11 protein-coding genes and 1 riboswitch are annotated in these 12,407 nt (G+C 42.3%); of the genes, 3 read left to right on the top strand and 8 right to left on the bottom strand.

Annotation, left to right across the window (positions count from 1 at the left end; all coding sequences use genetic code 11):
- Window positions 1–19 precede the first annotated feature (19 nt).
- From FCR06_RS13990 to gvpN, 5 genes are all read right to left on the bottom strand, one after another.
- A complete protein-coding gene (locus FCR06_RS13990; protein WP_138500603.1) occupies window positions 20–1,846 on the bottom strand; it encodes an AAA family ATPase in 1,827 nt (608 codons plus the stop codon).
- A 315-nt stretch (window positions 1,847–2,161) separates the two neighbouring features.
- On the bottom strand, window positions 2,162–2,926 hold the full coding sequence (locus tag FCR06_RS13985; RefSeq protein ID WP_138500601.1) for a GvpL/GvpF family gas vesicle protein: 765 nt from the start codon (window positions 2,924–2,926) through the stop codon (window positions 2,162–2,164).
- 36 nt (window positions 2,927–2,962) lie between these two features.
- Window positions 2,963–3,397 (bottom strand): gas vesicle protein K, encoded by a 435-nt coding sequence (locus tag FCR06_RS13980; protein ID WP_138500599.1) that lies wholly within the window; start codon window positions 3,395–3,397, stop codon window positions 2,963–2,965.
- Window positions 3,384–3,731, bottom strand: a complete 348-nt coding sequence (locus tag FCR06_RS13975) for a gas vesicle protein (protein WP_138500596.1) — start codon at window positions 3,729–3,731, stop codon at window positions 3,384–3,386. The genes FCR06_RS13980 and FCR06_RS13975 overlap by 14 nt, the downstream gene beginning before the upstream one ends.
- Window positions 3,728–4,900, bottom strand: a complete 1,173-nt coding sequence (gene gvpN, locus FCR06_RS13970) for a gas vesicle protein GvpN (protein WP_138500594.1) — start codon at window positions 4,898–4,900, stop codon at window positions 3,728–3,730. Before gvpN ends, FCR06_RS13975 begins: the two co-directional genes overlap by 4 nt.
- 210 nt (window positions 4,901–5,110) lie before the next feature.
- Between gvpN and FCR06_RS13965 the strand changes: the two genes are divergently transcribed.
- Window positions 5,111–5,365 carry a gas vesicle protein GvpG gene (locus FCR06_RS13965; protein ID WP_138500592.1) on the top strand — a complete coding sequence of 85 codons (255 nt, stop codon included), beginning with the start codon at window positions 5,111–5,113 and terminating at the stop codon, window positions 5,363–5,365.
- A 400-nt stretch (window positions 5,366–5,765) separates the two neighbouring features.
- On the opposite strand, the gene thiC is transcribed toward FCR06_RS13965, so the two are convergent.
- From thiC to FCR06_RS13950, 3 genes are all read right to left on the bottom strand, one after another.
- Window positions 5,766–7,139 (bottom strand): phosphomethylpyrimidine synthase, encoded by a 1,374-nt coding sequence (thiC, locus tag FCR06_RS13960; RefSeq protein WP_138500590.1) that lies wholly within the window; start codon window positions 7,137–7,139, stop codon window positions 5,766–5,768.
- A gap of 6 nt (window positions 7,140–7,145) precedes the next feature.
- Window positions 7,146–7,242, bottom strand: a riboswitch (TPP riboswitch).
- Between the two features lie 258 nt (window positions 7,243–7,500).
- The gene (locus FCR06_RS13955; RefSeq protein WP_223280137.1) at window positions 7,501–8,571 is read right to left on the bottom strand and encodes a glycerate kinase; all 1,071 of its coding nucleotides are present in this window, start codon (window positions 8,569–8,571) and stop codon (window positions 7,501–7,503) included.
- A gap of 16 nt (window positions 8,572–8,587) precedes the next feature.
- On the bottom strand, window positions 8,588–8,920 hold the full coding sequence (locus tag FCR06_RS13950) for a DUF565 domain-containing protein (protein WP_138500588.1): 333 nt from the start codon (window positions 8,918–8,920) through the stop codon (window positions 8,588–8,590).
- Window positions 8,921–9,482: 562 nt separating this feature from the next.
- On the opposite strand from FCR06_RS13950, the gene FCR06_RS13945 reads away from it, so the two are divergent.
- Window positions 9,483–10,118 carry a hypothetical protein gene (locus tag FCR06_RS13945; protein ID WP_138500586.1) on the top strand — a complete coding sequence of 212 codons (636 nt, stop codon included), beginning with the start codon at window positions 9,483–9,485 and terminating at the stop codon, window positions 10,116–10,118.
- Window positions 10,119–10,439: 321 nt separating this feature from the next.
- On the top strand, window positions 10,440–12,407 hold the full coding sequence (locus tag FCR06_RS13940) for an ArnT family glycosyltransferase (protein WP_138500584.1): 1,968 nt from the start codon (window positions 10,440–10,442) through the stop codon (window positions 12,405–12,407).

The raw sequence follows: 12,407 nt of genomic DNA, 5'->3' as shown, positions 1-12,407 counted from the left end.
AGTAGGTGGGCGTGAATATTTATTGTTGAGATTGGTGCTGATTAGCAAGCATTTGGTATGTAACTTGGAAATCATCATTTGTAATCTGAATCAGGCTGGAGTCGCTTAATCCTTGGGCGCGGTATCGACGAATTGCGCTTAAAGCTGCTTGATTGCTCAACAAAGCCAAGTCTGCGCCATTCCAACCTTCGGTAACTGTCGCCCAGGTTTCTAAATCGACATCAACCACGGGACGATCTAGATTGTGAACTCGTAAAATCGCTAATCGGCTGGCTCGATCTGGTAGATCGATTTTAATTTGTAAGTCCAATCTTCCAGCTCTGAGCAAGGCAGGATCGAGGGTTTCTGGACGATTGGTTGCTCCTACTAACAGTACTTTTGGGCATTCATGCAACCCATCCAATTCGGTGAGCAGTTGACCGACAACGCGATCGCTAACTCCAGAATCACCACTGAATCGTCCCCGTACTGGTGCCAAGGTATCAATTTCATCTACAAACACAACGCAAGGCGCTGCTTGCCGAGCTTTGCGAAAAAGTTCTCTGACTGCCTGTTCTGCTGCACCTATCCATCGGCTGAGTAATTCCGGGCCATTCACAGTAATAAAGTTGGCTCTAGCCTGAGAAGCGATCGCTTTTGCAAGTAATGTTTTTCCCGTTCCAGGCGGTCCCCACAAAAGAATTCCACGGGGAGGCTTGGCTTTGGTTTGCTCGTATAGTTCGGGGTAAAGAAGTGCGCCCTCTACAGATTCTTGAAGTTTTTGTTTAGCGTTATCCAAACCACCAATGTCATCCCAACTGACACTTGGTGCTTCAACTGCTACAGCCCTGAGAACTGAGGGTTTTATCTCCTTAATTGCTTCGATAAAATCCTGTTGCATGACAGTCATGTTCTCAGGAATGGGACTGTTGAGCGAGGGGACTTGACGACGAAGGGCAATGTAGGCTGCTTTTTGACAAAGAGCTTTGAGATCAGCACCGACAAAACCGACAGCCGAATCAGCGATCGCTCCTAAATTAACCGAAGTCTCCAAAGGCATGGCACTTGTCAAAATCGTGAGAATTTCCAATCGGCCATCGCGACCAGGAACCCGAAAATGAACTTCGCGATCAAAGCGTCCCGGACGACGCAGCGCCGGATCGAGATAATCGGGACGATTTGTTGCTGCTAATACAAGTACGCCCTCGGTTTTAGCAAACCCATCCATTAATCCAAGCAACTGCGCCACCAGTCTTTTTTCAACTTCACCTTCTACTTGGCTGCGATCTGGGGCCAGACTGTCAATTTCATCAATAAATATCAGACAGGGAGCAGAACGAGTTGCTTTGTCAAAAATGCTTCGCAAACGAGCTTCTGCTTCTCCGTAATACTTGCTCATCACCTCTGGGCCATTGATGGCAATGTAGTTTAACTTTAACTCTTCTGCCAAAACACGGGCTGTTAAAGTTTTTCCTGTACCGGGCGGGCCAACTAGCAAAACCCCACGCGGAGGCTCTAACCCTAGTTTCACTAATAAATCTGGACGTTTAAGTGGAATTTCGACTAACTCTCTGATTTCTTTGAGAACATCAGCCAAGCCGCCGACATCTTGCCAAGAAGCTTTTGAGTTCGTCCGAGCTGATGGGGGGGTGACATCAGTATCATCCATTGGTGTAGCGGCATCGGTAGAATTGGATTGGACTCGGCTGGAACTACTTTTTTTGGGAATATTACCTTGCCGGGGAATACTACTGAGATGATGAGACTGAATTTGAATAGAAGTTTTTAACTCGCCTTTCTCTACTTTTTCTTCTAAAGCTTTGGCAATTTCTAATAGCTGTTCAAATCCTTTAAATATGTCATCCATTGATTTTATTTAAATAAAAGACCGAGAAAATTTAATTTCCCAAAAATTCAAAAGTTTTAATAATTTTTGATTTTCAATTTTTATTACTGTTCATACCGTTTCTTTGTATGACTTTTTTTAACACATGGGCGCTTCTCTACGAGACGCTACGCAAACGCCTTCCCGCAGGGTAGGTACGCAGAGGTTAGCGCAAAGGGACGCAGTGAAAAGCTTGAGCGCCAGAAGCCAGCGCTCAAGCTTTTCAAGACAGAGATTTTCTCAGGATAATTTGTCATGTTCCAAAATAATTAAGCGCATTTTTATAAAGAATTGGGATTAGTTGGAACTAAATAATCGCAGACGAGCAAAGTTAAACGGGGCAGTGAAATTGTTGTAACGAATTCGCAAACGCTCTTCAAATTGACGGTCAAGTGCTTCAACGTGTTCGCTAAATTGTGATTCTGCTTCCCAAGAAATTAGGTAGGCTGCATTGTAGATCATTGTCTCCATTTGGGGAGTATTTTCCACCACATCGATCGCTATGGAGTTGAGCGTGCCTTGAAATACATCTATGATGCCTTGCTTGCGATCATTCATTCCCTGTTCGATGGCTTGCCCTATTTGGATCGCTTGCTCCATACTCAGGGGTTGACCCACTAGCTTATCCCTTTGGGTTTTGAGATTTGGATGTTCTGCTAGCAATCCTTGAATTTCTACATCGGGATCCCAAAAAACTTTAACACTCACTTCTCGGCGACCAGATAACTTTGCTAGCAATTGCGTCAATTCTTCTTGATGAGGACGAATTAATTGCTCTGAAACAGTTTCCCAGCTGGAAACCAAAAGTCCAAATTGCACGGGGAGTAAATTGCGTTGGCGTAGCCCGTCGTAGACATCGCCTGCTTGCATGATTTCCTCAAGGACTTTTTCATGACTTAGCAGGTTACGACGGCTTGCCAAATAACGCTCTTGCTGTGCTTGAGAGTAGATCACTGCAAAACCATCCAAAATTTTAATTTGTACGGGTTGCCCATCTAAACCCTGTAAACTAAAGTTTTCGGGAGCAGGCAAGGTCAAAATTCCATAAATATAAAAACTCATATAAATGTCTTACCAAGAAGAATGTAGATAAAAAAGTTACAGAGGTTTAGAGGTGAGTACTAATCTTAACTTGGCATGAACTAAGCTTAACTGAGCCAGTCCTAAGTCCAAGTCACCTTCAACCACTACACCCGTATTTAATAGGCGATCGAGGAGTTCTAAAATAGAGGGTTGACTAGAGGTTTCGCCTGGGTAATATCCTCCAGATTGGGGAAGTAAAGTTCCTATTTCACCCAAGTTAATATTTAGCTCCGCTGGGTCAATATCAAATATCTCGCAAAGCTGAATAACCTGTTGTTCAAGCTGTCGCAGGCTTTCCGCAGCCCGATCTAGCTCAGAGTCGTTGAGGATGCCAGCATCCATTCGGCGAATCACCTGAGCTTCCATAAGTTGGCGTATCAGTTCAACAACCGTTAATAACAACGGTGCTAAACCGGAATCAGAACCTTTTGATTTGCTAATCGCCTGCATTCTGTTGATTAATAGGATTGAGTGCTTTGAGCGATCGCAGTTCTGTTTCTAGACTGGCAACACGCTCTTGAAGTTGTTGATTAGTTGTTAATAAGGTGCGAGTTTGACTATTAAGATAGGGGTCGCTCTCCCACCAGTTAATTCCAATCTCTTTAGCTTTATCAACAGAAGAAATCAACAAACGAATTCGGATGTTAAGCAGTTCTGTGGAGCCGACAGAAATAGAAATATCTCCTGCGATCACAATGCCTTTATCCAGAACCCGTTCGAGAATATCTGCCAAGCTAGAACCCTGAGTTGCTGTGATAACTCCCCGGTTAGTATGAGTATTCATTTGTTTATTAAATGCCCAGAATCAAAAGCAACTGTCTGTGATCCGTTCGGCAGATCGGCATTGCCCTGCATTTGTACTAATACTCCTTGCTCTCTAAGAGACTTGAGTGCAGCCACAATTTGACTGCGATCAATCCCTAATTCTGCCGCCAAATCAGAGAAACGCTTTCCTGGAGACTTGCACAAGTAGTTGTAAACTTCATGCTCATAAGGTACTCGTTGTTCCAATACAATCTGATTTTGACTGTTTGGTATTATCTGTGCCGACTGAGATTGAGTATTTGTATTATGATGCAATTCACTCAAAACTTCTTCCAGTAGCCGACTTGCTTCCATGCGAGGTTGATTCGTGCGAGAAAGCAGGATATCAGCACAAATATCTTGGAAGTTAGGGTTTTCAAAGTTGACGGAAATTTCGTGTTCGTGGCAGATTCTAGCAATCATCAGACACGAACGTAAGCCACCGCCTTGCCCAGAGCCAGATCGACTCCAAAACATCCGCACTAAGCGCACGATTTTGTCTGCTTTCTCAGAATCTATGCCTGTTTTCTGAATTACAATCTCCTGCTGAGTTAGTTCATCAGGTGGAGGCATATCGATGGTAATAACACGATCCATCAAAGCATCCTGAGTTGCATGGACTCCACAATACTCTTGAGGATTTGATGTTAAGATTGTCCGAAACTGAGGATGAACCCGGATATACTCGGCTCGATGTTGGTTCATTGGCAATACTAACAATCTCTCCTCAAGTACGGAGAGTAAAACGTTATTTACCTCTGGGTGCGATCGATTGAATTCGTCGTAAACCAGTGTAAATCCTTCTTTACAAGCTAAGGTTAATCGTGCATCAACCCAGTGTTGTCGAAGTTCATCCTCAACCTTAACAACGCTGTGGATGAAGTTATCAACAACCTTTTTGCGGGTGTAACCTAATTGATTACCAATCAAGTCTGAGGTTTTAAACTCATCATCTCCAAATAAGAGAATGATAGGCTGATTGAGCAAATCAGCTAGATGCATTGCCAGAGTAGTTTTTCCGACTCCAGCCGCACCACGTAAATGTACCGAAAAACCTGAGTGTAAATAGCGCAAAGCACGTTGAGCGATGCGTTGAACAGCAGGGGTATTGACAAATCGCTGGGGAGATGCACTTAATACTGTTGTCAAACTCTAAATACCTCCTAAATAGTAATTTACTAAAAAAGTAATTTTATGCACATCGGATATATAAAATACTGATGTCAATTAGCCTTAACTGGACTCAAACCAACGCATTTTGGTATCAACATAAGACTAAGTAATGTTTAATATTTATGTCATCAGCATGATTACGGTCTTGCAAGACAGCTTTATAAATCTACACAAGTGTAAATTAATATGGTTCTGCGCTTCTTACTATTACCGATTACTGGCCCATTAATGGGGGTAACGTGGCTTGGGGAAAAAATTTTAGAACAGGCGAATACTGAAATTGATGATAAAGAAAATCTCAGCAAGCAGCTTCTTGCACTGCAACTTGCTTTTGATATGGGAGAAATTCCGGAAGAAGAGTTTGAAATTCAGGAAGAAGCCCTTTTATTAGCGATTCTGGAAGCAGAAAAGCAGGAACACGATCAGACACAAGAGTATTAAAATTCTTTGTTAGCTTGTGTGATTTATTGCTTTGACTAACGTGCGCCTCCGTTGGAGACTCACGTTAATTTTAAAAATGTTGTTAGCTATTATACTTAAATAAATTTTACTTTTACTATATAAGCATTAATTTAATGGAAGCTTACCGATAATTGGGCAAAGATTCAACCTCGTACTGTATGTCTTTCAACTGGTGTTGCGTTAGCCTTTGGCTAACGCAGCAAAACATTTAGCTGTAGATTACTAGCGTGTCAAGGCTAAAATGTTGCATTAGATTTTTGGGAAAAGTCAGATAAATCAATACTTTCTGCTTTATTTTTAATGCACTATTTTAAGCTTGACACGCCACTACAAAACTTTTTACACTACTTGTGTTTGTATACCTGCGTCAGAGCCTCAATTAACTTTGGGTCACAGGCTCTTTCGCCAAAAACTTCTCTAATTCTGTCAGCGCGTCAGCATCAACTTTAGTTTGCATTGGGCAGAATTTAGGACCGCACATGGAACAAAACTCAGCAGTTTTATAGATATCTGCTGGTAGAGTTTCATCATGATATTCCTTAGCTCTTTCTGGGTCGAGTGCTAATTCAAACTGACGGTTCCAATCGAAATTGTAACGCGCCTGGGAAAGTTGATCATCTCTGTCCCTTGCACCAGGGCGATGTCTAGCAATATCCGCCGCATGAGCTGCTATCTTATAGGCAATCAATCCATTGCGTACATCTTCGGCATTTGGTAATCCCAAATGTTCTTTCGGTGTTACATAGCATAACATTGCTGTACCGTACCATCCCGCCATCGCTGCCCCGATCGCTGAAGTAATATGGTCATAACCAGGAGCAATGTCTGTTACCAATGGCCCTAACACATAGAAAGGTGCTTCGGAACACTCTTCCATTTGCTTGCGGACGTTAAACTCAATTTGATCCATTGGCACGTGTCCAGGTCCTTCTACCATCACCTGTACATTATCTTCCCAAGCTTTGCGAGTTAACTGTCCCATGGTTTTCAATTCAGCTAATTGTGCCGCATCTGAGGCATCATGAGTACAGCCAGGACGCAGAGAATCTCCTAAACTGAAACAGACATCGTATCTTTTGAAAATCTCAACGATGTCTCGGAAATGGGTATAAAGCGGGTTTTGTTTGTGGTGATGTAGCATCCACCGTGCCAGAATACCGCCACCGCGAGAAACAATACCAGTGATGCGGCTTCTTACCAAAGGCAAATGTTCAATTAAAATTCCAGCGTGGATGGTTTGGTAGTCTACCCCTTGCTGGGCGTGTTTTTCAATAATATGAAGAAAGTCATCAGCAGTCAGCTTTTCAATTGTGCCGTGGACACTTTCTAAAGCTTGGTAAACTGGCACTGTACCAATGGGAACCGGAGAAGCGTTGATAATAGCGGTACGAATTTCATCCAAATTCCCGCCACCTGTAGACAAGTCCATCACAGTATCAGCACCGTACTTCACCGCCAGATTCAGCTTATCCACTTCTTCCTGAAGATTGGAAGAGTTGGGTGATGCGCCGATATTAGCATTTACCTTACATTTAGAGGCGATGCCAATAGCCATTGGCTCTAGGTTTGTGTGATTAATGTTAGCCGGGATAATCATTCGTCCCCGCGCTACTTCCTCACGAATGAGATCCGCAGGGAGATTTTCCCGGTGGGCGACGTAGTGCATTTCTTCGGTGATAACACCTTGGCGTGCATAATGCATTTGAGATACATTACTCTGCCCACGCCGCTTAGCAACCCATTCTGTTCGCATATTGAATTCCTCGATAAACAGCTTCCCTCCGCTGGTATTACCCAGACTCAGGTGTTAAGGGTGTGATCTCAGCCTGATAATGTAGGCACCCCTAGCATGGTTGTTGATTGTAGCACTTTAGTTATGGTTGCGAGCAAAGGTGTTAACAATTCCTGAGGTGAGCGATAATTTGTAATTGCGTTGGGGCGATCGCATCAGCACCTTCGCTTTTAGGCATTCGCAAATCCATCAGTGCCACATCGGGCTAATTAATGTTTGCCGAAAAGTTCTAAAGCTTGTTGGCTATTGCAGGCATATCCGACTTGCATAACTACTCCCTTCCCGCTAGAAGATTACCGATAATCTAGGAAAAAGTAATACCCTAAGCCCGATCGCTATACACTTGACTAATACTCCGATCGCCATTAATCTCAATTACTAAATCAACCGCTGTTGCATCTTTTACTAACGGCTTGATAAATAATTCTGGGTGAAGTGATTGCCAAAAATAATTGACAAATTGCTCTATCTCTGAGTCTGTCATACCTGATTTCCCCGCAGCAATCATCTGGTGTTCTGCCTGTTTGCGCCACTCTAAAGAACAACAGTAATCGATGGGATACAGTACAATTAGGCTGTCTAATCGCTCCCACAGTGGTAGATAATCGTGGAGGCGAAGATTCATATCGCGGGCAAATGCTTTGTCTGCATCTGTAGCAATTGGCAACGGTGCAGTATCAAATAAATCTGGGTCGATTGGTCGCACACCCACAAACCAACCTTCAAATAGTACTATATCTATATTTGTAACGATTTCTGGATTAGTGCGATCACCAGCACCCCCATAAGCAGATTTATCAAAGCGAGGAATCATAATTGAACTTTGGAAATCGCGGATTCGGTCTAGTACATTTAAACCTAAGTCGATATCGTGAGTTCCTGGGGGGCCGCGCCAAATCAAGCGGGGATCTTGTTTTGTTAAAAGTAAGCGATCGCTGTAAGTTTTATATAAGTCATCCAAAGACAAACTCAAAGTCCGGTATCCCAACTGATGGAGAATCAAGCTGAGAATTTTGCACATTGTGGTTTTGCCAGTCCCTTGTCCTCCCAAAATTCCTTGAATCAAAGGGCGTCCCAACTGTTGGCGGTGCGATGCGAGTCTAATCCCCAAAGGCAGCCACAAGTCCCACAAAACTTGTAACATTTCCTTGGGTTCTCTTTGCAAAGTAGTTTGGCAAAATTGGTTGAAAGCTGGCAAAACAGATTTTAGTAAATGCGATCGCTTTTCTATCACCTGATCTACATTTTCCGGTGTGATTCCAAAAGCCTTTGCCCTCAACCCATCTGCCAAGGCCGCTTCTCTTGCTTCCCCATCTCCCCTAATCCCCACTTCGTGGGGGTCCGGAGTTTCCCATCGCCCCTTATCCCCAGAGGGGGGCCCCACCTTCCCCATCTCCCCATCTCCCTTCCTACGATCCCAACTTAAACGCTTCGAGAAACAGGCTGTAGGTGAAACCAACTTTTAGGAGATTTAATGAGTCTACTAAGAGCGATCGCCTTGATAAAAAGCCGCGACTATAAAATATCCTACTAGTAATTTCCGTCAAAAGTACTAAAAAAGCAGCTACTACAATGTCTAGTACACCTTGTTGACCAGCTGTAGTAGAAACTGCATTTCCCAGAAAAAAACCGAACAAAAAACTAATTATCAGCAACGATTGTCGCCGCCAAGGGTTTAGAAACCATTGCCCCAACTGTCTAGCAATGGCATCGAACAAGTTATTAAGACGAGTATTTTGCATCAAAGGGACTTTTGGGAGAAAGTCAACATATCTTAAAATATTATCGATATTCAGATTGAGGAAATTGGTATTAGATTAGTTTGTTTGTTAATATTATAGATATCTACTGGGTTTCCAGTGTTTATTGAAATTTTTTGTAAATTTTATCATCTTCAGGGAAATGCAAGTCTTTCAAAGGTGACTTTCCCATCTCCCAGATGAAATATACTATCTAGATTTATCTCAGTTTTGGCAATGGACGCTTTGTTGAAGCCGCTAGCGGTTCCACAAAATTTTTATTGTCTTATACAAATTAATTTCCTGATTAAGTATCTAATTGTCTTATTTTTATGCAAACTTACGGATAAAATACTCAGTAATCGGTCTCTACACTCCTTGTGAGTCAAACATCAAAGGAATTATTTTCCCAAAATCTTTGTAACTTCAAATGATATTGCTCGTGCATTCCTCAGTCTAATTTTAGAAAAATCTATATTAGGCTACTTTTTATAATTGCTTTTTATGATACTAGGCTACTATTTGGTCAAGCATATACAAATATTTATTTCTAATAACTCTCAATATGAAAACTTCAGTGTATCGTAACCTCGGTGTTACAGCTTGTTGCTTGGGAATGCTTGTTGCTCTGGTGGGATGCTTGGGAGTGAGCGTATCTTTTGAGTCCACCAACCCAGATACATCTTCACAACAACCAAGTAAGACTTCTGAGCAGGAAATCGGTTCGTCTACATCGGTTTCAGCAGAAAAAGGTATCTCCACTAGCCTATCGAGTCCAGCAGCGAACCTAAGCAATAAAGTAGAACATAGCACTAAAGAGAATACTTATCCTGTCTTAGCAAATCGTGATAAATCGGCTACTAAAGTCAAGGATCGAGGAACTTTGCGGATKAGCAATCAAACTAATCAGCCTGTGCGGCTAGCATTATTGGCGCGAGAGTCTGTAGCAAATAGATCTAGTGCTAAGCAGATTAAATATGATGTCCCAGCACATTGGGATTTTGCTCCCCAAGAAGGTAGTGACAAGGGATTAATTTTATCTCTACCTCAGAATAATTTGAAACTGGAGAAAGGAGATATTTTAGTTGCCTTTGCACAAGATGGTTCCCGTCGTTACTGGGGCCCTTATGTTGTCGGAGAAACTGAATTACCTAAGTGGAATTCCCAAAGCAAAGAATGGCAACTAGTGCTGACTCCATAGTTGAGTGAGGATAGGGAGTTAGGGACTTCCAGAAAATAAATTATCCAATTTCATGCCCATCAAAACGGCTTTCTCTCCCCCTGCTCCCTGCTCCCCTGCCCTCAAGGCGTTCGCGTAGCGTCCCGCAGGGATGGAATATTTTTTTAATTGGAAGTCCCTTAGGAGTTATTATTCTGTGTCTGTTTCTGTTTTCCTTCAAACTTCCCCTTAAGCACGTATAATTAATTTTGCTCAATAAGTAATTGAGCAATTGTTTTTTTAAATAAGAACAAAATATAGACAAGCAACGACTATTGACTAGTAATTGTTGACTATTGACTAATGAGAATGAAATTGAGTGTGAAGGGCACTGTTGATCGGTGGTTCAACAAAATAGGAAATAATCCAACCCTTGGTTTAACCCTGTCGATTTTCGGGTTGATGGTGATTGGCTGGATAGCTTTTGGGTGGAATTTGGGCAACATTGGCTTGATTGATGAGACAGAGCCACTGTTTGCAGAGGCTTCCCGCCAGATGTTAGTTACAGGTGATTGGATCACTCCATTTTTCGATGGTGACACTCGTTTCGATAAACCTGCTTTAATTTACTGGTGTCAAGCTATCGCTTATGCAATTATTGGAGTCAATGAGTGGGCAGTACGCCTTCCTTCTGCGATCGCTGCATTCGGCCTAATTTGTTTAGCTTTTTACACTGTACAGTGGTATTTGGTTAAACAAGACCAATTAGAGCAAGTTTCACGTCCTACTCGCCGCTACTTAATATCTTTTTTAGCAGCAGCGTTGATGGCACTCAATGGAGAAACAATTATTTGGGCGAGAACTGGTGTCTCTGATATGCTGCTTACGGGCTGTATGGCATCAGCTTTATTGTGTTTCTTTCTAGGATATGCAAAGGAAGAGACTGGGGAGAACTCCCAACCGCTAATCTCTAATTCCCGATCTCCATTTCCTAATAAATGGTATTTAGCTTGTTATGTACTGATTGCTGCTGCAATTTTAACTAAAGGCCCAGTGGGAATTGTCTTACCAGGGTTAATTGTTGTCGCCTTTTTGGTTTACGTGGGCAAGCTACGAGAGGTATTGCAGGAAATGCGTCTCTTGGTAGGTTTACTGATAATTTTTGGTTTATCAGTACCCTGGTACGCATTAGTGATTTGGCGTAATGGCTGGAATTATATTAATGCCTTTTTTGGTTATCACAACTTAGAACGCTTTACAGAAGTAGTTAATGGTCACTCGGCACCTTGGTATTTTTATTTTCTAATAGTGTTATTGGGCTTTGCACCATACTCAGTCTATTTACCAGTGGCAATATTCAGACTGAAATTTTGGCAGCGATCATACTGGCTCTGTCAAGAACGTTTTCAGCAATTAAGTTTATTTGCCTGGTTCTGGTTTGCTGGTGTGTTTGGCTTTTTTACTATTGCTGTCACCAAACTTCCTAGCTACGTATTGCCTTTAATGCCAGCAGCAGCCATCTTAGTGGCGCTGTTGTGGAGTGACCTTTTTTCGGGCACGGTAAATAAAAAGGGCACGCAAACACATGGGCACCCAGACCCGAACAAAGATGACACTAAGACACAAAGACACACAGATGAGTCTGAGCATTGGCTTGGGGCGAATAGAACTTCCCAATACACAGAGAAATTACTTCCTAGGTCTTCGCTTGTCTGGAGTGCCTGGTTGAATGTAGCATTTTTATCAGTTCTGGCAACCGCACTGCTTAACATCACCCAAATATTAGGTAGCGATCCGGCTATCACTAACTTCCACCAACTAATTAAACAATCCGGTTTACCAGTCATTGGCGGCGTCATTTGGCTCGTTTGTGCTGTTTTGGTTGCAGGTTTACTATTAAATCGCCGCTGGGACTATATCATCAGTATGAATATAGTGGGATTTGTCGCGTTTTTAATTTTTGTTCTCACGCCTACTTCATTTTTTATTGATCGCGAACGTCAATTACCGTTAAGAGAGTTGTCTGCAATCATACAGCAAGTTAAACAACCAAATGAAGAACTGGTTATGCTTGGCTTTAAAAAGCCTAGTGTAGTATTTTATAGCCACATCAATGTAAATTATTTAACATTTCCCCAACAGGCCGTAGAGCATATTAAAAACCAGGCTGCCAAGGCAATACAACCTCCTTCATTGCTGCTATTGGCTGAGCAGAAAAAGTTTCTCCAAATGGACTTGCAGCCAGATGATTACAAGAATTTATCTACCAAAGGTGCTTATAATTTGATTCGCATTCCTTTGGTTAAAAAGAAAAAAATGGAAATATCATAA

Origin of the sequence: Nostoc sp. PA-18-2419, from assembly GCF_005869855.1 — a bacterium.
Taxonomy (GTDB): domain Bacteria; phylum Cyanobacteriota; class Cyanobacteriia; order Cyanobacteriales; family Nostocaceae; genus Nostoc.
The sequence above is the reverse complement of the archived record's forward strand: the minus strand, read 5'-3'. Positions and strand labels throughout refer to the sequence as shown.